This is a genomic window from Rhizocola hellebori (genome assembly GCF_016862955.1).
Taxonomy (GTDB): Bacteria; Actinomycetota; Actinomycetes; order Mycobacteriales; family Micromonosporaceae; genus Rhizocola; species Rhizocola hellebori.
Genome location: NZ_BONY01000009.1, coordinates 108562 through 130902, shown reverse-complemented (window position 1 = coordinate 130902; position 22341 = coordinate 108562). Strand labels below are relative to the sequence as shown.

Sequence of the window (22341 nt, the reverse complement as noted above, 5' to 3'; positions counted from 1 at the left end):
TGCGTTGCGGATCAGAAGCAGGCGAAGTCGGCCTCGTCCACGGTGCCGTTGCTCCAGACCGCCTTCCAGTGACTCAAGGCGCTGGTCTGACAATTGCGCGTAAACGTGACCACGCCGACCCCGTTGCCGCCGCTGATGACCTGGACGTCGTTGCGGAACAGCTTGACGAAAAGCCTTCCGCCGCAGGTCAGTTCACCCTCGACGACGACGCGGGACGGCCCGGCCGCCAGCGTCAGCGAGTGGATGAATCCGCATGCGAGCGGCGCCGGCGCGGCTTGGGCGGCCGGTGTCCCAGCCGCCAAGGTCGCCGTCGTCGCGAGCGCGGCCAGTCCCATAGCGGCGGCCCTGGACAGTGTTCGTGTCTTCATGGAATTGCTCCCCTTCTTCAGCCTTGACTAGGCGTTGTGGAACTTCGGTGTCACGGTCGCACCAAGACCTGCAACGGGCCTGTCACGGCGCTGCAACCGTTTGGCCACCGCACAACGTTCAGGTACATGGCTGCCCAGAGCCAGCGCCGGCGGTGCCGGTGTCGCCTATTTGGTGTGGATGTGTCGATGGATGCGAAGCAGGTGCGGGTTCGGCTGCTCGGGCCGATCGATGCACTGATCGACGGTGCGGTAAGAGATGTGCCCGGCCTGCGGGGCAAGGCTGTGCTGGCGGCGCTGGCGTTACAGCCCGGCGCCATCGTCAGCTCCGACCGGCTGGTCGAGATCGCCTGGGGCGACAGCGCGCCGGCGCACACGATGGCCACGTTGCAAAGCCACATGTCGCGGATTCGGCGGATGTTGGGTGTCCGCGATGCGATCCTGTCCCGGCCGCCGGGCTACACCTTGAACCTGGGCCCGGAAGCCACCGACGTACAGGCCGCCGAACGCCTTATCCGGCAGGCAAACGCGGCCGGTGATCCGCATGATCGTGCGAGCCATCTGCGCGACGCGGTCGCGCTGTGGCGGGGCCGGCCGCTGGCTGACGTTTCCGGGCTGGGCTGGTTCGACGATCAGGCACGAAGGCTGGAACAGGTCTTCCTCGAGGCACAGCTCGTCCTGATCGACACCCGGCTCGCGCTGGGCGAACACTCGATGCTCGTCGCCGAGCTGGAGGAGCTGGCCCGCGAACATCCACTCAACGAGCGGGTATACGGGCAGCTGATGCTGGCCCTGTACAGGGTGGGACGGCAAAGCGACGCGCTCGCGGCCTACCAGCGGTTGCGGCGCACCCTGGACGAGGATCTCGGGGTGGAGCCCACCCAGGCCCTGCGCGATGTCGAAACCGCCGTCCTGCGGCACGATCCCGCCCTGGCCGCGGCCTCGACGCCAGCCCCGCCGGTGGTACCGGCACAACTGCCCCTGGCCATCGGCGGCTTCACCGGCCGGACAAAGGAATTGGCCCACCTCGACAGCCTCCTGCCCACTGCGGCTACCGTGCTTGTCGTCGCCATCTGCGGTGCCGCCGGGATAGGCAAGACCGCCCTTGCCCTGCATTGGGCGCACCGGGTGGCCGATCGCTACCCCGACGGACAGCTGTACGTCAACCTGCAAGGCTTCTCGCCCAGCGGATCCCCTCTTGATCCGCGTGAAGCGATACGCGGCTTCCTTGACACGCTCGGGGTGCCCGGCGAACGGATACCCTCCACCCTTCAAGCACAGTCAGGGCTCCTGCGCAGCCTTCTGGCCGGGAGACGGGTAATGATCGTGCTCGACAACGCCCGCGACGTCGAGCAGGTGCGGCCGCTGCTGCCAGGCACGCCCGGCTGCCTGGTGATCGTGACCGGCCGGCACCGCCTCACGCCGCTGGTCGCGAGCGATGGCGCGCACACGCTGACGCTGGAGGTGCTGACCGATGGCGAAGCCCGCGAGATGGTGATTCACCGGCTGGGTACCAGACGCGCCGCCGCCGATCCCCAAGCCGTCAGACGGATCATGGCCCGCTGCGCCGGGCTTCCTCTGGCCATCGCCGTTGCCACCGCCCGCATCGCCGATCATCCTGAAACGTCCCTGTCGGCCCTGGCTACCGAGCTGTGCGAGGGCGACGGCGGTCTCGACGCATTCGACGCCGGAGAGCCAAGCGCTGATGTCCGTTCCGTGTTCTCCTGGTCCTACCGAGCCTTGAACCCCGACGCGGCAAGGCTTTTCCGTCTGCTCGGCCTGCACCCGGGCTCGGATCTGTCCACAAACGCCGCCGCCAGCCTCGCTGGGGTGCCGGTGGAGCTGATCCGAGCACCGCTGGCCACACTGTGCCACGCCCACCTGCTCATCGCGCACCGGCCGGGCCGCTACGCGATGCATGACCTGGTGCGGGCCTACGCGGCAGAACAGGCTCACCTCGACGAGGACGGCGACACCCGGCACGTGGCTTTGCACCGCCTGCTCGACCATTACCTTCACACCGCCCATTCGGCGACGCAGCGGCTGGAGCCGCACAGCGATACCATCCCGCTCAGCGCACCGGTGCCGGAGGTCACCATCTGTTGCCTACGTGACCAGGCCCAGGCCCAGGAGTGGTTCGACGCCGAATACGGCGTGCTGCTGTCCACAGTGGACTATTCTCATGCGGCGGGCTTCCACCGCCACACCTGGCAGCTCGCCCGCGCGCTCACCAGCTTCGCCCATCGCCGTAACCGCTGGCACGACCTGACCACTATCCATGAGGTCGCCCTTGCCGCGGCACGACGGCTTGGCGACAGGACAGGGCAGGTCTACGCGATGCTGGGCCTGTCCATGGCCCACCGCTACCTGGGGCGGCTCCACGACGCGCGGGCTGCGCTGCTGACTGCGCTTGACCTGACCGAATCCTGCGATCTCGCGGCGCGAGCTCGTATCCACAACAACCTCGCCGCAATCGCGGAAACGCAGCAGCAGTACCACGACGCTCTCGAACACCAATGGCAGGCCTTCGACCTCTACGCCCAGGTCGGAAACAGAAGCGCGCAAGCTTGCGCCCTCAACGGCATCGGCTGGTGCCACGCCCTGCTCGGACGGTACGACACCGCGCTGACCCTGTGCGAACAGGCGCTCCAACAGCAACAGCGCGAAGACGACGACTACCGCCGGGCCCATACCTGGGACAGCCTGGGTTACATCCACCACCACCTCGGTGACCTGCACCGGTCAATCGCCTGCTACCGGCGGTCACTGGACATCTTCCGAACGGCCGGAGACCTGCACAACGAAGGCATCGGGCTGGCCCACCTGAGCGACGCCTACCAGGACGCCGGCGATCTTCAAGCGGCACACCGCGCCCGGCAGTCCGCCAAGCACATCCGCAGCCGCCTCAGGCTAGACCCGCTCGTCGTTGAGGACGCTGCTGATGCCGCGAAGCTGGGCGACATAAGCCTTGCCGATGAGGCTCGATGGGATCATCGCGAGCAGGCCGCGTGCCGGTGAAGGGATTGGTTTATTGGTCCGCTCGCTGACGGCACGCCGGGAGACCTTGCGCACCCTGCGGGTTCGCAGTTTTTCGTAGCGGCGCAACGCGTCTGGTAGGTCGGTGGGATTGGCTCGCAGCGTGCGGCTGAGCAGCCAGGCGTCTTCGAGCGCCTGGTTGGCGCCCTGCGCTTGGGTGGGTGGGAAGGCGTGCGCGGCGTCGCCGAGCAGTGTCGCGCCACCGTGGCCCCATCGCTCGGGTATGCGATGCGCTACGTGCCGGAACGATTCCAGGTCCTCGTCGCGGATGGTGGTGAGCAGTTGCTCGACCAGCGGGCCGTATCCGCGGAACCGCCGCGCGAGGTCGGCAGCGGGCGAGCCTTGCAGCGGCTGGTGAACGTCGAACCACCACATGACAAGCCCGTCGCCGGAGGGCAGAAGGCCGACCAGTCCGGAGTTTCCGACGACGCAGAGGCCGGTCGTGGCATCGGCCAGTGTGGGCAGGACCGGTGTCAGGCCTTGCCAGGTGGTCCATTCGTTCTCGATGGCGGGCGCCGGGTCGAGGACAGCGCGGCGCACGGCCGAGCGATGTCCGTCCGCACCCACCACGGCGTCGGCCTCGTGGCGCTCGCCGGTGGAGTCGAGCACGGTGACTCCGCCGGGATGCACCTCGACGTCGGTGATCTCGCGGGAGAACTCCACCTGCACCCCCTTGGCCAGGTGTTCGATCAGACGGTCGCGTGGCACCGAGGTCACCGGAAAGCCGGTACGCGCAGCGAGAACCGTCAGGTCGGCGATGACCATCGTCTGGCCGTCGGCGGTGTCGAACCGCAGGCGGTCAAGGCGTCCGCCGAAACCGGCCAGGGGCGCGCCGAGCCCGGCGAGGGCGGCAGCGCCGTTGCTGAAGATGGTGACGGCTGCGCCGCCGGTGCGCAGGCTGTCGGCCTGTTCGAAGACGCGCACGTGATGGCCGGATCCGGCGAGTCCTCGGGCCAGGGCCAGCCCGCCGATGCCGCCGCCCGCGATCAGAATCTTCACGTGACACTCCCGTTCACTACGTTCGTTGTACTACGGATGGTGCCATACAATGACCGGGTGCCGCCAGCCAACGAACAGCGCCGGGCGCAGCTCGCCGACGCGGGCATCGAGCTGCTTGTGGAATCGGGCGTCCACGGTGTCACCCATCGGGCCGTCGATCGGCGGGCCGGGCTGCCAGCCGGGACCGCGTCGAATTACTTCCGCAGCCGGGAGGCCCTGCTCGTGGCCACCGCCCGCAGGGTCGTCGAGCGGCACCAGGCCGACATGGCCGAAGCGGCGCGCACCGCACCGGCACCGGTGGGTGGCGACGGCGTGCGGCGCACGATCGACTTGATCGCAGGCTCGCTGATGCTGGCGGCAGGCCCGCATCGGGCACGTTATCTGGCCATCTTCGAGCTGCGGCTGGAAAGCCTGCGCCGCCCGGCGCTCGCGGCGGCGATCGATGAGCTGATGGCCGAGATGGCGGCCTTCACCGGCGGGCATCACGCCGAGCTCGGGCTGGGGATCCCGCCCGCGGCGATCCCGCCGATGCTGGTGATGTATGGGGGAGCGCTTTTCGCATTGGTCACCGGCCCGGCCGAGGCGGTGACATCCCAGGCGGTGCAACCGCTCGCGGTCGCGATCGTCCAAGGTGGACTCGCGGCCGCGCGCTTCACTCCGGCGTGAATTTTTGTGGCAGTAGGCTCGTCCCATCGAGAAGCCCATACAGGCAGCCCAAGTCCGGGTTGAGATCCCGCCACTGTTCATCCAATGTGGTTTGTGCGTATTGGGACAGCGCCCAGCCCAGCGGCGCGGTCACCTCCGGGCGGCTGGTCGGCGCCGCGGCGGCGAAGCGGTTGCCTCGGCAGATCTTCAGATCTGGGCCGTTTGTCCCGGGCAGCGCGCCGCCGAAAGCGGCTCGGGCCTGCACCTCGAGCCGCTGCGGATTGCCCACCGCCTCCTTGGCATGCGCCGCGGCGATCGGCGCATGCAGCTCCGGTTCCCTTGGCCGCAAAGGAATCTCGGCCTCGGAGCGGTATCCGTTGCCGATCGCCAGAAAGAACGGCACGATCAATGGCTGATTTTCGGTACTGGCGATCGCCTGCCGATTGTGCTTGGCCACCAACGGGTTCACGGCCTGATAGATCTGCAGCGCGCTGAGCATGCCGCTGCCTTCCAGGTAGCCTCCGTCGCCGACCTGGATCCGGATGACCTGTGTGGTTTCCGTGCCGGGCTTTTTGTTGCAGGCGTACATGTTGCCCGACGGCGTGACGAACGGGAACCGCGCTGAGAGCATGGCCGCCGTGGCCGCGGAGACGAATCCCGTGCCTTTGCAGTCGGCCCCGTCGGTGAACTGGCTGGCGTAGAAGGTTCCGGGCAGCACCGCGTCGGAAACCCCGGGACTGTCGCAATGCAACGGCGGCCGGCCGGGCGGCGGCTCCAACCGGGTCACCGCGACCCGGCAACCGGTCAGCAGGTCGGTGGCGTTCAGCACGGTGATCGGCCGCCACGGCTGACCGGAGCTTTCCGGATAGGCCCAATCGAGCCCGTGCTGCCTGCGCCGCCAGGTGTCCTCCATGACCTTCGCCCGATCCGGCCACCCCGGGTCGAAACCGAGAAATGCGCGCGGCAGGTCCCGGAAGAGCCAGGCCGTGCCAACTCCGCCCAGCGCCGTCCGGCCGGCCACGTCTCTGACCTGCTGACCTGGTTTGGCGATGTCGGCCGGGTCGGCCCACAGGACAGTGCCCACGCTGCCGCCGGAGACGCTGCTGACGACGAAGATGTTGTTGTTGCCGCAGGTGTGCGTGGTCAACGCATCCAACACCTGTTCGGTCCAATAGGCGGCCCTGATGCCGCCGCCGGCCGCCGAGACGAACAACATGGGCTGAAACGCCAATCGGTCCGGCGGGACGCTTTGCTCCGCCCGGCACGCCATTGCGGCTTTTTGCCAGTCATCGAACTCTTTGGACAGTGGAATGGTCTGCGGCTTCGGCCCGCTCAGATACACGTCGTGATAGGTGCCCGCGCTGTCGGCGATGCCTAGGGTGGCGAACAGGACCACGGCCAGGGTGGCCGCGGGCAGCGGGACCGAGTGCGGTCTCGGGGTGGCCAACGGCAGTGTGAAAGAGTGCGGGTTCGGGGCGGTCGCGCGCTGCGTGACCGATTGCGGGTTCGGGGTATCCCAGTGCCACAGCGGGGACGACCGGTAGGCGGCGGCGACGAGTCCGCCCAGGAACAGGCAGGCGATCGTGAGGGCCACCGCGATGGCGCCGTTGGCCCCCAACGCGCCGCCCATGGCCTCGGGATCGATCCCCATGGTGACGGCGATCGCCGCAGCCAGGCCAAGCACGGCCACGGTGGCCGGCCAGGCGATATGCCGGGGCTTGGTCTGGCCCGTCACCACAAGCACGGCAAACAGCACAGGGCCTGCGGCGATCGCGGCCACGCCTACAGCCAGCATCGCCGTTTCGGCCAGCGTCGCCGTGTCGGGCAGTATCGCCCACTCGGCCGCCTCCTCTCCGGGCAGCAGGAACGGCCCGATGAACGCCCGCACCAGTCCCAGACCGCCCGCCATGACCACGGCGACGGTCAAGGTGTTTAGAATGGCCGCATGCTTGTCTGTCCAATCAGGAGCATCGACCGGTGGCCGTTGCGCTCCCCGCCGCAGGTGCGCCAACAGCACCACGACGAGCAGCCCGCAGCCGGCGAACAGCGGTAGCGCTGCCTTCCACGGGTCCATACCGTAAGGCAGCTTGAGGTGAATCGCCTTGATGGCGATCAGTATCCCGCCCATTGCCATGGCTGAGGCCAGAGCGCCGATGGCGAGCCACATCCAGCTCCACCGGCGGGGGTCGCGAGGCACGGGCACCGCCTGCGTCTTGAAGGGCAGCCAGTGCCCGGAAACCCACACCGCTCCCGCCAAGGCCAGCAGCGACAGACCGGAGTAGACGATCCAGGAGGGTCCGGCCAGGGCGTCCGGCCACGGCCAGGGATCGGGGCCGTCGTTCAGGAAGCCGCGCAACACATCCGGCAACTGGGCCAGCGTGCCGACCCGGTCGCGGCTCGGAATCGCAATGATCACGAAGAGCAGGGTCACCACGATCACCTGGATACGGAAACGCCAGATCGCCTCGGGCCACGAACCTTTCCACGACCACGCGTTCGGGAACCGTGCGATGAGCGCGAAGGCGAGCGACACCACGACCGCCAGCACGGCGAGCCATTTGAGCAGGCTCAAGCCGAAGATGAACGGCCGGAGTTGCGGGTTCCTTATCGCTACCCCGATGGCCACATCCTCCGCGATGTCCAGGCCGGCGGCTGCCCAAGGAAGCGCCGCGATGATCCTCACCCCGCCGAAGCCCTTGTACAACCGGCGCAGCACAGCGGCAAGCGCGAGTCCGTACACCAGAGCAAAAACGATGTCGGCCACCAGATAGGCGACGACCCAGCTCGCAGGCTGCGTTCCCTCGCCCTGCCGAGTCATCCACAGGTCGAAGGCGGCCACGGCGGTGCTGCCACCGACGTGGATTCCCTGTAGCGCCGACATGCCGTACGACACGTTGCCGGTGCCGAGCATCATCAGTAGCGAGTCGGCCTCGCCCATCACCAGCAGTGCCGCCAGGCCAGCGCCGGCCACGGTCAGCCACCCAACCCACCTAGCCCACCAGGCCCACCTAGTCTTCACAGGCGCACTGTAATCGACAAATGCGCCATAACGGCCGCACTACATACAGTGGACGGTCGCGGGGTAGGGTTCCCCCATCCGAGGTGATCACATGCAGGTCAGCCGTCAAGTTCGGCTCGGCGTCGGAGAACGCGCCGCCGACTTCGTCGCGCGCGGCCCGGCCGGGGGGCCCGCCCGCTTCTACGCCCACGCGGGCGGCAGGCCCACTGCGGTGGTGTTCCACGCGGATGGCGACGATCCACGACTAGCAGACCTCGCCGGTCAGCTCACCGGCCGCTCCGACGTGGCGTGCCTGTGCGTCATGGCGCACGAGCCGGCCGGTGATTTCGGCTTTCCGGTGTGGTCGGATCCCGCGGGAACAGTCACCGCCGCCTACGGGGTGACCGACGCTGAGCTGACCGCGATCGTGCTCGACCCGAACCTGCGCATAGTCGGCGTCGTGCGTGGCGAGCACTTCGCGCAGCAGGTGGTCGCCCTGCTCGACGCGGCCGGGCACGCCGACGCGGCCCGGCAGGTGGTGGCGCAGGCGCCGGTGCTGTTGATTCCCCACGTCCTGGACGAGGCCTACTGCCAGCGGTTGATCCAGGTGTGGGAAGACGACGGCGCGGTCGCCACCGGGGTGGCCCGATCGTCGGGCGGCGATGTGCTCGACGCCGAGTACAAACGGCGACGTGATCACACGGTGGGCGACCCGCAGCTGCTGCGCGAGCTGACCTCGGTGATCGGGCGTCGCGTGCTGCCCGAGGTGCACAAGGCATTCGCGTTCCGCGCGACCCGCTTCGAAGGATTCAAGATCGCCTGCTATGACGCGGCCACCGGCGGGTTTTTTCGGCCGCATCGCGACAACCTGACACCGTCCACCGCGCACCGGGTCTTCGCGCTCACGCTCAACCTCAACGACGGCTACGAAGGCGGGCAGCTGCGGTTCCCGGAGTACACCAACCAGCTCTACCGGCCGCAGGCCGGCGCTGCCCTCGTCTTCTCCTGCGCGCACCTGCACGAGGTACGCGACATGAGCGCCGGGCGGCGCTTCGTGCTGCTGTCGTTCCTCTACGGCGAGCCCTCAACCTAGGGCGCGGCCACCAGCCGGGCCGAGGAGTGCGGGCCGAACGGGTCGCCGGGATGGCCCCACGCGAAGGTGTAACCCACCTCGCCAGGCCCCGGTGCCGCGATCGCGCTGAAGGTCAGCAGGATCCCGGCGTCGCCGCCGGTCGCGGCCAAGGTCAGCTCGGCGACGAAGTCCACATGATTGCGGCCACCGCCGCGATAGCTGCCAAGACAACCGCGCAACATGTCGCTGGTTCATGTTGGGGTGCGTGGTGGCGTGCGGCGAGCGTGGGGTCGACTACCATGCCGGGGTGTCCGTCATACGCGTGTCGACGATCGCTGTCGCGCTTGCCGGCGTCCTGGCCATGATGGGTTGCGCCCAACCGGGCAGCGCCAGCTGGCGGGGCAGCCCGTCGGCGGCGGGCTCGGCGACACCGGGCCAGCCCAGCGCCGCCCCGACGAGCCTGGCTGCGACACCGTCGCCGGCCACGGTGGCTGCGGCGATGCCACGCAACGGCAATCCCGACAAACGCGCGGTCGTCCCGGCCGAGGGGCAGGCGGTCGACACTTCCCGCCCAGATCGGGTGATCGGCACCGGGTCGGCGGCCAGCTGCACCTCAGCAGCCGTGGTCAGTGCGGTCGCGGCCGGCGGGATCACCACGTTCAACTGCGGCGCTGACCCGGTCACGATCGTCATGGCGGGCACCGCCAAGGTGCACAACAACACCGGGCGCACCGTGCTCGACGGCGGCGGCAAGGTGACGCTCAGCGGCGGCGGGGTGCGGCGCATCATCTACATGAACACCTGCGACAACTCGCTGGGCCGCAGCAAGTCCGACTGCCTGTACCAGACCGACACCCAGCTGGTGGTCCAGAACCTGGCGTTCGTCGACGGCAACTCGACAGGTGACAAGACCGAGGGCGGCGGTGGGGGAGCGATCCTGGTACGCGGCGGGCGGCTCAAGGTGATCAACTCTCGTTTCCAGCGCAACCGGTGCGACCCGACCGGCCCGGACCTGGGCGGTGCCGCCGTGCGGATCACCATCCAATACCACAGCAAGCCCAACTACATCGTGGACAGCACCTTCGGCGGGGCGCAGGGGCAAGGCGGCACGTGCGCCAACGGCGGCGCGGTCAGCGGACTGCACGCCTCGCTTGCCGTCTACAACAGCGTGATGAGCTTCAACACCGCCATCGGCAACGGCGCGAACCCGGCCCGCGCGGGCACCCCGGGCGGGGGCAGCGGCGGCGCGATCTACACCGACGGCAACACGTTCACCGTCGGCATCTACGGCAGCATCGTGAGCGACAACCGGGCCAAGGAGGGCGGCGGCGCGATCTTCATGGTGAGCAACAACCGCACCGGCACTCTGACCATCGATCTGTCGACGCTGCAACGCAACCCCAGCGACGGGTTCCAGAACAGCCCGGGGATCTTCTTCCTCGGCTTGGGCAAACCCAAAGTCACGTCGAGCACGGTCAAATGAGCGGGATGGATACCGGCCGGGCGGCCGATTTCGCCCGCAAGTTCACCGGTTTCGCGACAGGTGAGCCGGAGCCCGCGCCGCAATGGCCCGCGAGCCTGTTCGCGCAAACGGCTGCCACAGTTCCGGCTTACGCCCAGTTTCTGCGTGAGCACGGGATCGACCCGGCGTCGGTCGTGACCGAGCAGGATTTCCGGCGGCTGCCGTTGACGGACAAAGACTCGTACTACCGGCGCTATCGGCTGCCCGAGCTGTGCCGCGGCGGTCGGCTCGACGGCTGCGACATGGTGGCGGTGTCGTCGGGTTCCAGTGGCGCGCCGACGATCTGGCCGCGCACCGTGCTCGACGAGCTCGACATCGCCCGGCGTTTCGAGCAGGTGTTTGACCAAGGGTTCGGCGCAGCGACCCGCTCCACGCTCGCCGTGGTGTGTTTCCCTTTGGGCACGTGGGTCGGTGGCCTGTTCACCGCCGCGTGTGTGCGCCATCTGGCGGCCAAGGGTTATCCGATAACCGTTGTCGCGCCTGGCAACAACAAGGCCGAAATCCTTCGGGTGCTGCCGGAGCTGGCGCCTCATTTCGATCAGACCGTGCTGCTGGGATATCCGCCGTTCGTCAAGGACGTCATCGATTCCGGGATCAGCCAAGGCCTTGCCTGGTCGCAATACTCGATGCGGATGGTGTTCGCGGGCGAGGTCTTCAGCGAACAATGGCGTGACCTTGTCGCGCAGCGGGCCGGAATTGACGATCCGGTAAGGCACACCGCATCTCTCTACGGAACTGCCGATGCCGGTGTACTGGGAAACGAGACGCCGCTGTCGGTGTCGATCCGCCGATTCCTTGCCGGGCGGCCAGATCTGTCCCGGGAGCTGTTCGGCGACGCGCGCCTTCCGACGCTGGTTCAATACGATCCGGCGAGCCGGTTCTTCGAGCAGCTCGACGGGACGCTGTTGTTCTCGGGCGACAACGGAATCCCGCTCATCCGCTACCACATCGCCGACGAGGGCGGGGTGATCGGTTGCGGCGAGATGCTGGAATTCTGTGGCCGCAACGGATTCCAGCCGCAGTTCAGCACGCCGGATCTGCCGTTCGTGTACGTGTTCGGGCGTTCGCTGTTCACGGTTTCGCTTTTCGGCGCGAACATCTACCCGGAGAACGTAACGGTCGCGTTGGAGCAGTCACCGATCAGCGACTGGGTGACGGGAAAGTTTGTGCTGCAGACCCCCGAAGACGCCGACCGCAACACCTATCTGCACATCGTGGTGGAGGCGGCCCCCGGCCAGGACGCCGGCGAGGACAGGGCGGTGCTGATCGCCGAGGCGGTCCGCCGTGAGCTGGTGCGGCTCAACAGCGAGTTCGCGCACTATGTCCCGGCGGAGCGGCAACTGCCTCTGGTCGAGCTGCGCGCGGCCGGAGATCCGCAGTATTTCCCGGTCGGTGTCAAACACCGCTACACCCGGCCGGTGTCGTAAAGGCTAGCTCCCCCGCTCGGCGGCGTAGGCGGCGTTGAGGCGCTCGAACGCGCCCGGGCCGTCGTGCGGTTTCGGTGTGGCGCCGAGGTGGCTGACGCGAAGCTCGTCCATGAGCTGTGCGAGGAAAGCAGGACCCTCGTCGCGCATGAGCTGCTGCCGGCTTCGCAGCTCGCCGCTGCCCGAGCGCCAGTGCAGGCCCCAGTCGCCGAGGGCGTAGATGATCGGCAGGGTCTGGATGCCGGCTTCGGTGAGGCTGTAGCGGGCGCGCTGCCCCCGCGCTGCGGTGCCGCGGGTGAGGATCCCCGCTTCGACGAGCCGCACCAGGCGGTCGGCGAGGATGTTCGAAGCGATGCCTTCCATCGACCCCGTGAGCAGGACGCGAAAATAGCGGCGGTCGCCGAAGATGACGTCGCGCAGCACCAGCAGCGACCAGCGATCTCCGAGCACCTCGACGGCGGCGTTGATCGGACACCCGGATCGTGGTTCCACCATTCCTCCTTGACAGGTACTTCGCCCTCACTATAGTGATTGCAGAACGCAACCACTAGGGGATGGGAAGAGGATGGGCCGCTTCGTATATTCGATGAATGTGTCCCTCGACCTGCGGATCGAGCAAGTTCCTGGGGACAACGGCGCCGGCGAATGGCTGCGCATCGACGAGGAGCTGCATCGCGAAGCCAACGCACAGACCGTGGAGCTCGCGCTCATGGTCCATGGCCGCGTCTTCTACGAGATCATGGAGGAGTACTGGCCACGGGCACGCGAAGACGCGTCGCTGCCGGACTACATGCGCGAGTACGGCGAGCTGTGGACCGCCAAGCCCAAGGTGCTCGTCTCACGTACCCGCCTCAGCGCCGATCACCACACCCGGATCATCGGCGGAGACGACGCGATCGAGCAGCTCGCCGCGCTGCGGGCCGGGACCGACGGCATCATCAGCGTGGGCGGCGCGGCACTGGCGACGCAGCTGCTGCGGGCCGGGCTGCTTGACGAGGTGCGGCTCTGGACCCACCCGGCCATCCTCGGCTTCGGCAGGCCGCTGTTCGACGACTACGACCGGCCGATCGAGCTCAACCTGATCGCGCAGCGAACGTTCGCGTCGGGCGTCACGATGCACCGTTACACCATCCGGGATACGAAGGAGGCGGGCTAATGCTGAAGCAGGTCGCAGAAGGTGTGCTGGTCCACGAGAGCGAGTTCTTGCAGAGCAACGCCATGGTCGTGCAAGGCCGGGCTGGCGTGTTGCTCATCGACGCCGGGTTGCAGGAAGACGAAATGGCCTGCCTCGCCAACGATCTGGCCGACTTGGGGCAGACCGTGGTGGCGGGCTTCTCGACGCATCCACATTGGGATCACCTGCTCTGGCACCCGAGGTTCGGGGAGGCACCCCGTTATGGGACTGCCCGCTGCGCGGCCATTGTCCGCGAAGAGCTGTCCGACCCGGAGGCGAAGGCCCGCATCACCGAACATCTGGCCGAGACGGAAATCGCCGAGAAGGTCCCGCTGGACCTGTACGGCCTCATCACCGCCCTGCCCGCCGAGACGGCGCAGATCCCTTGGGACGGCCCGAAAGTCCGCATCCTCGAGCATCAGGCGCATGCGCCGGGCCATGCGGCGCTGATCATCGAGGAACGCCGGGTGCTCGTCGCCGGCGACATGCTCTCCGATGTCTTGATTCCGATGCTCGACCTGTACGGCCCCGCCGACCCGATCGAGGACTACCTCGCCGCGCTGCGGCTGCTGGAGGGCGTGGCAGGCGACGTCGATGTCGTCGTGCCCGGCCACGGGTCAGTCGGCGGCGCTGATCAGGTGCGCGCCCGGATCGAGTTGGATCGGGCTTACGTCATCGCCTTGCGCGACGGCCACGACCCCAGCGACCCGCGGGTCGGCCCATCGGCCAAGCCCGGCTGGGAATGGGTAGGCGATGTGCACTCTGGGCAAGCCCAAGGCCTCGCCCAAAGAAGCTAGCGCGGCGGGCCGCCGCGATGTGCACTTTGGGCAAGCCCAGAAGCCAGCGCGACGGGCCGCCCCGTTAGCGATCGAAGTGCGACAGGAAGCCAAGACGCTGCGCACACCCGGCGGCGTGAGCCCGTGGGTGGTCTGGAAGCACGGGCCCGCACTCGCCGGGAGCTACGGCGCGCAACCACTGATCAGCTGCGGTCATGAAGTAAAGCATGCGGTGGCGCACTGACCGGTGCGGCGTGGCGCTCGATATACAATCGGCAGTCGTCGATGGCGTCGGCGAGCAGATCGTGAAGAATCGTGTCAGGGTCAGGTATGCACGCCTGGGCGATGCCGATGACCGCGCAGCTGGCGACGCTCGGGGCGGCGTTGCGCCGGAACGCCTTCGGGGTGGTCAGGCGCCCGGCGATGAACCGCTTGGCCCAATGCGCGGCAGCGGGCACATCGGCAAGCGCCTGCGCACTGCGCTGCGCAAGCGCTGGACTGGGTGCGGCTCCCAGGTCGGCCAGCACCCGCTGGGCGGTGAGGATGGCCACGGCCATGGCGGGCTGGCGATCGGCCGCCACCACGGGCAGGGCGACACTACCGCAGCGCAGCGCGATCTGGGCGTCCATCTGCAGGTCTTCGCTGGTCAGGCCGATCACCGACGGGATCAGCGCGGCAAGTCGCTGCCTGTTCGCGTCGGTGGTGCAGTCGTTGACAAGCCGGGCAAGGGCGGCCAGCAGCGGATGGGTGCAGGCGGGATGATCGCTCCAGCGCTGGCCGGCCAGAAATGAGGCCAGCTCCATGAAGCACGCGCCTTTACGCGGATTGCGATGCTTGCCGCGCGACAGCAGCGGCAGCAGGACGGGTGGCTGAATATCGCCGACGGGCACGAGGCACCTCCTGAGCCGATGGGCCGGTCAGAATCCACCGGCCTTCTCTCTGGCACGACTCTATCAACGATATCGATGGGTGGCTGGCAAACCGGCTACGGCCGGGCCGGGTCGGGGAACTTTTTGGAAAAATAGGCGTAGACGTGCGGCCGGAGCCGGGCCAAGGTTTGCGGCTCGCTGATGTAGAGCGCGAACGCCTCGGCGAAATGCTCCACGACTGTTGTTCCCGCGTAGTTGGTGATCGGGGTCGGGCCGTCGGCGGCCACAGCGGCCTGGAATTCGTTGACCTCACCGGCGGGTACCTGGTTGGTCTCGACCAGTTTCTTGTTGGAGTCGCGTTCATAGCGCCTGCCGGAGAGACTTCGGCTGGCCGACAACGCCGCCTCGTCCCGGGCGATCTTCGCATGCAGGGCCCGCCAGGCGGCGATCTCACCGGGCGGCAGCGTGACCCGTCCCGGTTGGTTGGGGATGGGCGTGGGGTGAAACCTGTCTTGTTCGCGGATGCTGGCTTTGAACTTGTTGTTCAGCGGGCGTTGTGATTCGAAGTCCAGGGCGTGCCCGATCTCATGGGCGATCAGGCGATCGAAGTCAGACGATGCCCGCCCGCCCGGGGTGGCCTTCGTCTGGCCGAGATTGCCGAAGGCGTTGTCGTACACCCTGATCGCGTGCTCCTCCTGGTCGTAGTTGGCGGCCTTCGTCGGGTCGCCGGGGTTGACGCCGGCCACGCGGATGAACATCAGGCCCCGCTGTGGGCCAAGGATCGACTCTGGGATCTGAGCCACCGCTGACTGCAGCAAGGCGAACTGGGCGTCGGGCCAATCCATGCTCTTGGCGGGCACACCTGCGGCGCGGACAAAACCGGCGCGGGTGAACACCTGCTCCGGCGTGGCCTGCTCCGAGGGTGGGCGTTGGTCCGGCCCGATCGAGCCGAGGCGCTCGACCAGGATCTCGTTGCCGCGCGGGGGGCCTTGCCGGACATAGGTGAAGCGGTAGAGCGCCCGATCGCCTCCGCCGTACCGGCCGAGGTCAAGACGAACCGTGGTGGTCGTGTTGATCGGCATGGGCGGGTTGGCGGTAGTGGCGAGCATTGCGCCGACGCGGGCCAGACCGGCGCGGATCCGGTCGGTGCCGCCCGGCGCGACCGAGACGGTGGTGTTGGCCGGAGGTGGCACCGCGACGGCGTTGGGGTGGAAGAAGCCGTCGACATTGGTCAGCGTGTAGACAGTGTCGCCAACCTTGATCTGGCCGCGATCGTTCTGGGAGACCTTGTCCAGCAGCTCGTTGGCGCGCGGGTCCGGGGTGGCCCGGGGCCAGGCCCACTCGTGGATCACCTTCTGGTGCTTCGTGAACAGCTCGAACGGGCTGTCGCCGGTGGGGGTGCCGGCGGCGGTGGCCGCGTTGCGGCGGCGGCTCTCCAGCGACGCGGCGTTGAGCAGCGCCGTCACGGCATCACGGTAGGCGGCCTGCAGCTGCGCGGTGAGTGCGGCATCGCCGGCCAGGGCGGTGTCGATGAGGTTGGCGGCGGTGTCGCGGGTCTTGAGGTACCCGTCGAGCTGGGTGCCGAGCCGTTCCAGATACACCCGCGCGCCAGCAGGCTCCTGGCCGGGCTTCATCGGCGGGGAGCGGAACGTGTAATAGTCGGCGGCACCGCGCAGGAAGGTGATGGACTCGCGCACCATCTCCTTCTGGTCAAGCGGGGTGGGGGCCTGCACCTGCCCGCCAAGAGGTTGGCGCCGCACCCGCGCCGGCCCGGCGGCCCGGCCGTCATGGATGTGCCACAGCTCGTGTGCCAGCAGACGGCGTCCGGCCAACGTGTGCGGCGCATATTCGCCCGCACCGAACACGATGTGCTTGCCGACCGAATAGGCGCGGGCACCCAAATCATTGGCGGATCGCTGGGCGGGCGCGGTTTGATGCACCCGCAACCGGGAAAGATCGTGTCCCAGCATGGGTTCCATCTCGCGGCGCACAGCCGGCTCCAACGGCCGGCCCGGGCCGCTGATCGCCTCGCCGACCGCGGCGGCGTGGCGATCGTCGAGCTCGACGTCGCAGCCGTCGCCCCGCGGGGCGTGCACAGGGATCGAGGCGAAGTCGAAGCCGTGGCGAAGTGGCTCACCTTCGTCGTGGGCGGGCGGTCCAGTGTCGCGTGTGGACAGTGTCACGGCGGCGGCCGGTGCGGACCGCCGTACCGGTTCTGCGTGGTCAGCCACTTTTGAAGGTTCCGCCAAGACTCGGCCAATCAGGCGCGAACTGTCGGAACCTCGTCAGACCAGCAGATTCCAGGTGATCTAGGCTGGTCAGTCGCTGACGTGGGCGGTGTTGTCGAGCCAGTGCTGGGCGAGGCCGATGTCGCCGTCGATGCTGACGTTGACGGCTTCGTGGTCGGTGAGAGGCAGCCGTCGGGTCAGGATCAGCAACAGCGACTGGGCCGGGCCGGACACCGTCACGTCGGCCTGGTCGGTTGCGGGCTGCCACGTCACCCCGTCGGGCTGCCGCTGCACGAACCACGCGCCCGCGTCGTGGGTGGTGTCGGTGGCCAGCCACTGCAGCCTCTGCCCGGTGCCCCGGATGGCGTGGGCGGACTCGGGCCGCTGCATCTGCCAGGTGGGGGAGGTGAGCATCGCGAGGTGGTTGCTGATGAGCGCGGCTGCGATGTCGGGGTCGATGTCGGCCGGCCGATCCGCCGCGATGGCCGCGTCGAAGCCGTGGACGACCGTCTCGTTGAGGACGGTGGGCATCCAGAATCGGGTCCCGGACCGCCCGTCGGCCGCGGGGTTGAACACCGGCGCGTCGAGCGCGTCATCGGATAACGCGTTCGTGACCCGCTGCGCGGACTCCGACAGCCACGCCTGCCACTCGCCGGGGTCGGTGGGCAGGACGGCCATCTGGGTGGGCAGCTGCGAAGGGTCGGTGATGCGCCGCTCGACGATCTCCGCGACCCAGTACTGGGTCTGGCCCAAGTGTTCGACCAGGTCAGTGATGGTCCACCCGGGGGTGGTCGGCACGGCGGCGTCGGGTCCGGCGGCGGCGGCCGATTCCGCCAGACGCTGGGTGTGTTCGACGATCGCTCGCCGGACATGGTGCGCGTTCAGCTCGGTCATCGGATTGTCCTTTCCGAGGTTCGTTGTGCTTGGTAAGACTCGGCGCGCCGGTCAAACTCATCGGTGATTTGTGGACATCGTGTCAGACGGTTTGCTGATCGCCTGTCCAAAGCCGACCGGGCAGTCGGTTTTGGTGCGAGCGGCTAGGGTCGATGCGTGGATAAGGATGCCGATGTGCCCATGCCGCCGTCGACGCCGATTCTGCCGCCGGAATACGGGTGGTGGCTGGCTCGCGAGGCCCAGGGCCGGTTCACCTCGACCGGCCTTGTCTACGTGCGCCCGATCGCGGCCGTCGAGGTCGACGAGCTGGTGGAGGCGCGCCGATACTTTCACGATCTGCTGGCGCGGCCCGGCGTCGAGTCGCTGCTTGCCCGCCGTCGTTCTTGGACGGCCGCGCTCGGGAACGCCGCGCAAACTCCATATCTGGGTCCGCTCAACGAGCAGATCGTGCCGCAGGCTCTGGAGGCGTTGCTGCCGGTCTGGCGGATGGCCCTGGATTTTCTCAAGGGCGCTGTCACGACACAGTTCGGTCGCACCTCCGCGCAGGCGCACGCCTATCGAGCGGCGACGCACCGGGCCTATGACACCTATTTCGGGTACAGGCTGGTGGAGGCGTTGCGCAATGCGCACCTTCACCACTCCATCCCGGCCTTGCGCCAGCGGGTGACCTACGACGTGGTCATCTGCGACAGGTGCGCCGAGGAGCATCGGGTCAATCCCGAGCTTGTCGTCGAGCTGCCCCGTGAGTACCTGCTGTCCCTGGACAAGTGCCCGGCCGTCCTGAAGCGGGAATTGCCTTCCAGGCCTGAGTATCTGGATCTGCGCTGTGCCGTCACCGAGGCGATGCATGGTTTTTTTGAGGTACTGTCCGCCGTCGCCTCGTTCGATCAGGCGACAGCGGCGCGGGTGCGCGCCCTGAACGCGATGTGGGCGCAGGTGGCACCCGATCAGCCGCTTCTGGTGCACTCGTGGGAAGGCGAGCGCGGTTCCCGGGTCGCTGTGGAAACGTTCGCCGATCTCGATTGGGTGCGCTGCCGCACGACCCGCTGATTGCGGGCTAGGTCAAGGTGCGGCACAGCGCTCGGGCGAGGGCGTGGGCGACCGGATCGCTGTCGCTGTCGGCGTTTCCCGATCGCCAGGCGACGAATCCGTCCGGGCGCACCAGCACGGCGCCGGCTGGTGCCAGGCCGTAAACGCCGGCCATGGCACCGTTCGGGTCGTGCAGGTCCTCGCCGATGCGGAAAACGTCGATGCCGACCCCGAGGCGTTTGGCCGCCTCGACCGCGGCGTGCGCCCAGGCGCCGCCCTCATTGCCGGCGAACAACACGAAGTCCCGCTTCACGAGATCCAATGTGGACAGTGCTACCCCGTAGCGGATGACCGTCGCATGTGGAGCGCGGAATCCCGGCCGGCCGGTGGGCGCATGCGGATCCTCCCAACCATCGCCGGTGTCGGCCGCGTCGGCCGTGATGGAGCCGGAAAGGTAGCGGTAGCCCAGATCGACGACGGCGTCATCGATGACCGGTTCAAGACCTTCGGTGCCCAGCGCGGGATCCAGCCGGGTCACGTAACGGGTGTAGGCCTGCTCGACGGCCAGCCGTGCCGCGGGCAGACGCTCCTGCTCGTAGGTGTCCAGCAGCGCCTCACCCGCGCGCCCGTCCAGGACAAAGGCGAGTTTCCAGGCCAGATTGTGGGCGTCCTGCACACCGGTGTTGCCGCCGTACCCGCCGGTCGGCGGCATGACGTGGGCCGCGTCGCCGGCCAGCATGACCCGGCCGCTGCGCAGGCGCTGCGCCCAGTCCGCCGCCGCGCTCCAGCGCTGCACATCTTCGATCTGCACAGCCAGATCGGGCGCGCCGAGAGCCTCGCGCACATAGCGCACACAGTCGGCTTCGCCGGCCGTCGCACCCACCGTGGTGGTGCGCTGCCCGGCGTCGTCGACCGCCGAGTTGACCACCAGGAAACCGGACTGGGCATCGAAGGAGAACCGGAAGAACCCCTGCAGGCGCGGATTGACCACATAGACGACGCTGAGGTTGCGCTCACCGAGCAAGTGGCGCACGTCGGCGCGAAAGTAGATGGTGATGCTGTCGGAGAAGGCGCCGTGCCCGGTCATGGCGATGCCGAGCTGGCGGCGCACGGCGCTGTGCGCGCCGTCGGCCGCCACCACGTAGCGGGCGTGCACGACGCGTTCCTGCCCGCTGGCCCGGTCGCGCAGCACCGCGGTCACGTTCTGCTCGCCCGGATCCAGCGAAACCACCTCGGTCGAGTAAAGCAATTGCGCACCCAGGCGGGTGGCGTGCTTGCGCAGCACCGGTTCCAGCCCGATCTGGGTGACGAAGATGCGCGGTGACGGGCTGAGTTTTTCCACGCCCTCATTGATGTTGCGGAAGAACCACTGCAACTCGCGTCCGCTCAGCGAGTCGACCGCGACGATCGCCCCGTTCTGCACGAACTCGCGACGCGCGGCGGCCAGCACCTCGTCCTCGATGCCAACGGCCCGAAAGAGTTCCACCGTCCGCTGGGTCACGAACGCCGCCCTAGGATGTATCGACGTACCGGGGTGGCGTTCCACCACCAGATGCGCCACGCCTTGGTGGGCAAGGAAAAGCGAGGTCGACAAGCCCACCAGGCTGCCGCCCACAATCAGAACCGGAACCTCTTCCTGTCGCATAGACGCGAAAATACTCCGCGTGCCACCGCACCGAAAGAGCGATTAATGGCCATAGATGGATGCCGTGATTTTGGCACGAAGCGGTTACGGTGTCGTGGTGAACGATCAAGTCCAGACCCCCGCGTCGGCCGGGCCAGTCGACACCTGCGCGATCTGCGACGTAGCCAAGCACACCCGGGTGATGTCGGACGCCCTGCGCTGCCGCTCGGCCAACCCGAACCTGCGGGGCCCGGCGTTGACCGTGCGCTGCCGCGACGACTTCTTCGGTCTCATCCTGGCCATCGAGCAAGCCAAAGCCGGCGACGTGATCGTCGTCGACGGCGGCGGCAGCCAAACGGCGTTGGCCGGTGAGCTGTTCGCCCGCGCGGCGCTGGCCCGTGGCGTCGCCGGCATCATCGTCGACGCGGCCTACCGCGACCTGGCCTACGTCGCCACCTGCGAGCTGCCCATCTACAGCCGCCACACCAGCCCCATGGCCGGCGCCACCCAGCGCCTCGGTGTCATCAACGAACCGGTCACCTGCGGCGGTGTGACGGTGTGCCCGGGCGATCTGGTCATCGCCGACCACGACGGCATCGTGGTGCTCGACCCCGCCACCGCACCGGCAACGCTGGCCGCGGCGGCGCAAGTCAAACACGCCGAGGCCCGCATCATCGAGGTGCTCGCCACGGGCGCGGGGCTGCGGGCATGCCTCAATGTCGATGAGCACGCCGCGGCGCTGGCCTCGGGGCAGGCCTCCACGCTGCGCGTCATCGTGTGACCCCTGGCGGCCTATCTGGGGTGCTGTTCGAGTGTTCGCTGGATCGCCCGGTAGATCTGGCCGAACCGGGTCTTGTCCGTGACCCGTAGCAGCATCCGCTCCTCGCCGCGCCAGATCGCCCAGATTTCACGGCCTTTCCGGCGCGATCCGGATGATTCTGGTTCGGACTCGCTGTGCCAGACATCTCCCAGATCACTCAAGAGGAAGATTTGACCGTCAATCTTGAGCGACTGCGAAGTCACCTTCACCGTCCGATCGCTGTAATAGGTGAACACCGCTTCAACGTAGACGCCCTTGTCAACGACCGTCCGCACCGTTGACCGCAGGTGATCACCTAACGCTAGGATGCACGAAATCCGAATCGACTTCGCGAGGTGGATGATGACAATAAATGAACTAGCCGCTTTTGAATCGGCCTATGCGGTGCTTAGCAAACTCGACGGGTCCGCCCGGCGGCGCGCACTGCACTGGCTGACCGATGCGCTTGCCGACAATCAAACCCTGGACAGCGCGGGCAATGGCGCCAGCGTGTCGCCGGAGCCTGCCGAGGCGGTGAGCAAGCCGGCACGTGGCCGCCGGGCGAGCAAGCCCAAGACCAAGGCGCGGGCCGGGCGCGGCAAGGTCGCCGTCGAGCCGGAGGGCCGGGCCTACCGGCGCATGCCCGAGCCCGAAGAAGTTCTCAAGGCCTACCAGAAAGCCGGGACGGTCTCGGCGCTGGCTGAGCATTTTGATGTTCCGGTCTACACCGTGCACAGCTGGGCGCGGAGGCTGCGTGGCCAGGGATACCAGATAGGCCGCGAGCGTTAGGGCAGTCAAGCTTCGTAGTTACCGGCCGGCGGGAACGATGATCTCGGCGACGATCGATTTGATCGTTCGCGCGGTCAGCGTGTCTACCGGCCAGTGGC

At 67.9% G+C, this 22341-nt stretch carries 20 protein-coding genes; 10 read left to right on the top strand and 10 right to left on the bottom strand.

The annotated features are described in order from the left end of the window. Positions 1-11 precede the first annotated feature (11 nt). Positions 12-368, bottom strand: a complete 357-nt coding sequence (locus Rhe02_RS09330; protein ID WP_203907707.1) for a hypothetical protein — start codon at positions 366-368, stop codon at positions 12-14. A gap of 186 nt (positions 369-554) precedes the next feature. Between Rhe02_RS09330 and Rhe02_RS09325 the strand changes: the two genes are divergently transcribed. Next, positions 555-3383, top strand: a complete 2829-nt coding sequence (locus Rhe02_RS09325; protein WP_203907706.1) for an AfsR/SARP family transcriptional regulator — start codon at positions 555-557, stop codon at positions 3381-3383. Here Rhe02_RS09325 and Rhe02_RS09320 read toward each other — a convergent pair. Then, positions 3276-4400: an FAD-dependent oxidoreductase gene (locus Rhe02_RS09320; protein ID WP_203907705.1), complete on the bottom strand. Its 1125-nt coding sequence runs from the start codon at positions 4398-4400 to the stop codon at positions 3276-3278. The genes Rhe02_RS09325 and Rhe02_RS09320 overlap by 108 nt on opposite strands. Before the next feature lie 57 nt (positions 4401-4457). Here Rhe02_RS09320 and Rhe02_RS09315 point away from each other — a divergent pair, with 57 nt between their 5' ends. Continuing rightward, positions 4458-5066, top strand: coding sequence for a TetR/AcrR family transcriptional regulator (locus Rhe02_RS09315; RefSeq protein WP_203907704.1), 609 nt, complete (start codon positions 4458-4460; stop codon positions 5064-5066). On the opposite strand, the gene Rhe02_RS09310 is transcribed toward Rhe02_RS09315, so the two are convergent. Beyond that, a complete protein-coding gene (locus Rhe02_RS09310; protein WP_203907703.1) occupies positions 5053-8064 on the bottom strand; it encodes a hypothetical protein in 3012 nt (1003 codons plus the stop codon). The genes Rhe02_RS09315 and Rhe02_RS09310 overlap by 14 nt on opposite strands. A gap of 91 nt (positions 8065-8155) precedes the next feature. Here Rhe02_RS09310 and Rhe02_RS09305 point away from each other — a divergent pair, with 91 nt between their 5' ends. Further along, a complete protein-coding gene (locus Rhe02_RS09305; RefSeq protein ID WP_203907702.1) occupies positions 8156-9136 on the top strand; it encodes a 2OG-Fe(II) oxygenase in 981 nt (326 codons plus the stop codon). Here the strand turns inward: Rhe02_RS09305 and Rhe02_RS09300 are convergent. Further along, positions 9133-9357, bottom strand: coding sequence for a hypothetical protein (locus Rhe02_RS09300; protein ID WP_203907701.1), 225 nt, complete (start codon positions 9355-9357; stop codon positions 9133-9135). The two genes, Rhe02_RS09305 and Rhe02_RS09300, sit on opposite strands and share 4 nt — an antisense overlap. 65 nt (positions 9358-9422) lie before the next feature. On the opposite strand from Rhe02_RS09300, the gene Rhe02_RS09295 reads away from it, so the two are divergent. Next, positions 9423-10598 (top strand): RodZ family helix-turn-helix domain-containing protein, encoded by a 1176-nt coding sequence (locus tag Rhe02_RS09295; RefSeq protein ID WP_308441988.1) that lies wholly within the window; start codon positions 9423-9425, stop codon positions 10596-10598. Then, entirely contained in the window at positions 10595-12064 is a 1470-nt protein-coding gene (locus Rhe02_RS09290) for a phenylacetate--CoA ligase family protein (RefSeq protein ID WP_203907700.1), read from the top strand. Before Rhe02_RS09295 ends, Rhe02_RS09290 begins: the two co-directional genes overlap by 4 nt. 3 nt (positions 12065-12067) lie before the next feature. Here Rhe02_RS09290 and Rhe02_RS09285 read toward each other — a convergent pair whose 3' ends face one another. Continuing rightward, positions 12068-12556 (bottom strand): winged helix-turn-helix transcriptional regulator, encoded by a 489-nt coding sequence (locus tag Rhe02_RS09285; RefSeq protein ID WP_203907699.1) that lies wholly within the window; start codon positions 12554-12556, stop codon positions 12068-12070. 91 nt (positions 12557-12647) lie between these two features. Between Rhe02_RS09285 and Rhe02_RS09280 the strand changes: the two genes are divergently transcribed. Then, complete coding sequence (locus tag Rhe02_RS09280) at positions 12648-13217, top strand: dihydrofolate reductase family protein (protein ID WP_239123591.1); 570 nt, start codon at positions 12648-12650, stop codon at positions 13215-13217. Next, positions 13217-14032, top strand: a complete 816-nt coding sequence (locus tag Rhe02_RS09275; RefSeq protein ID WP_203907697.1) for an MBL fold metallo-hydrolase — start codon at positions 13217-13219, stop codon at positions 14030-14032. Before Rhe02_RS09280 ends, Rhe02_RS09275 begins: the two co-directional genes overlap by 1 nt. Positions 14033-14214: 182 nt before the next feature. Here Rhe02_RS09275 and Rhe02_RS09270 read toward each other — a convergent pair whose 3' ends face one another. From Rhe02_RS09270 to Rhe02_RS09260, 3 genes are all read right to left on the bottom strand, one after another. Next, positions 14215-14901 (bottom strand): hypothetical protein, encoded by a 687-nt coding sequence (locus Rhe02_RS09270; RefSeq protein ID WP_203907696.1) that lies wholly within the window; start codon positions 14899-14901, stop codon positions 14215-14217. 95 nt (positions 14902-14996) lie between these two features. After that, positions 14997-17111 carry an eCIS core domain-containing protein gene (locus tag Rhe02_RS09265; RefSeq protein ID WP_203907695.1) on the bottom strand — a complete coding sequence of 705 codons (2115 nt, stop codon included), beginning with the start codon at positions 17109-17111 and terminating at the stop codon, positions 14997-14999. Positions 17112-17198: 87 nt separating this feature from the next. Then, a complete protein-coding gene (locus Rhe02_RS09260) occupies positions 17199-18002 on the bottom strand; it encodes a maleylpyruvate isomerase family mycothiol-dependent enzyme (protein WP_203907694.1) in 804 nt (267 codons plus the stop codon). A gap of 156 nt (positions 18003-18158) precedes the next feature. Here Rhe02_RS09260 and Rhe02_RS09255 point away from each other — a divergent pair, with 156 nt between their 5' ends. Further along, complete coding sequence (locus tag Rhe02_RS09255; RefSeq protein ID WP_203907693.1) at positions 18159-19052, top strand: hypothetical protein; 894 nt, start codon at positions 18159-18161, stop codon at positions 19050-19052. A gap of 7 nt (positions 19053-19059) precedes the next feature. Here the strand turns inward: Rhe02_RS09255 and Rhe02_RS09250 are convergent, their stop codons facing one another. Further along, on the bottom strand, positions 19060-20676 hold the full coding sequence (locus Rhe02_RS09250) for an FAD-dependent monooxygenase (protein ID WP_203907692.1): 1617 nt from the start codon (positions 20674-20676) through the stop codon (positions 19060-19062). Positions 20677-20773: 97 nt separating this feature from the next. Here Rhe02_RS09250 and Rhe02_RS09245 point away from each other — a divergent pair, with 97 nt between their 5' ends. Then, positions 20774-21436, top strand: coding sequence for an RraA family protein (locus Rhe02_RS09245; protein WP_239123590.1), 663 nt, complete (start codon positions 20774-20776; stop codon positions 21434-21436). A gap of 11 nt (positions 21437-21447) precedes the next feature. On the opposite strand, the gene Rhe02_RS09240 is transcribed toward Rhe02_RS09245, so the two are convergent. After that, positions 21448-21711, bottom strand: coding sequence for a DUF6232 family protein (locus Rhe02_RS09240; RefSeq protein ID WP_203907690.1), 264 nt, complete (start codon positions 21709-21711; stop codon positions 21448-21450). Positions 21712-21817: 106 nt separating this feature from the next. Here Rhe02_RS09240 and Rhe02_RS09235 point away from each other — a divergent pair, with 106 nt between their 5' ends. Next, positions 21818-22243, top strand: coding sequence for a hypothetical protein (locus Rhe02_RS09235; protein WP_203907689.1), 426 nt, complete (start codon positions 21818-21820; stop codon positions 22241-22243). Positions 22244-22341: the final 98 nt, after the last annotated feature.

What these genes read in the sequence shown, in the direction of transcription:
- Rhe02_RS09305 (WP_203907702.1), top strand. Translation starts at nt 8,156, where the DNA reads ATGCAGGTCAGCCGTCAAGTTCGGCTCGGCGTCGGAGAACGCGCCGCC.
- Rhe02_RS09275 (WP_203907697.1), top strand. Translation starts at nt 13,217, where the DNA reads ATGCTGAAGCAGGTCGCAGAAGGTGTGCTGGTCCACGAGAGCGAGTTC.
- Rhe02_RS09280 (WP_239123591.1), top strand. Translation starts at nt 12,648, where the DNA reads ATGAATGTGTCCCTCGACCTGCGGATCGAGCAAGTTCCTGGGGACAAC.
- Rhe02_RS09285 (WP_203907699.1), bottom strand. Translation starts at nt 12,556, where the DNA reads ATGGTGGAACCACGATCCGGGTGTCCGATCAACGCCGCCGTCGAGGTG.
- Rhe02_RS09290 (WP_203907700.1), top strand. Translation starts at nt 10,595, where the DNA reads ATGAGCGGGATGGATACCGGCCGGGCGGCCGATTTCGCCCGCAAGTTC.
- Rhe02_RS09250 (WP_203907692.1), bottom strand. Translation starts at nt 20,676, where the DNA reads ATGCGACAGGAAGAGGTTCCGGTTCTGATTGTGGGCGGCAGCCTGGTG.
- Rhe02_RS09325 (WP_203907706.1), top strand. Translation starts at nt 555, where the DNA reads ATGGATGCGAAGCAGGTGCGGGTTCGGCTGCTCGGGCCGATCGATGCA.
- Rhe02_RS09330 (WP_203907707.1), bottom strand. Translation starts at nt 368, where the DNA reads ATGAAGACACGAACACTGTCCAGGGCCGCCGCTATGGGACTGGCCGCG.
- Rhe02_RS09300 (WP_203907701.1), bottom strand. Translation starts at nt 9,357, where the DNA reads ATGTTGCGCGGTTGTCTTGGCAGCTATCGCGGCGGTGGCCGCAATCAT.
- Rhe02_RS09235 (WP_203907689.1), top strand. Translation starts at nt 21,818, where the DNA reads ATGACAATAAATGAACTAGCCGCTTTTGAATCGGCCTATGCGGTGCTT.
- Rhe02_RS09260 (WP_203907694.1), bottom strand. Translation starts at nt 18,002, where the DNA reads ATGACCGAGCTGAACGCGCACCATGTCCGGCGAGCGATCGTCGAACAC.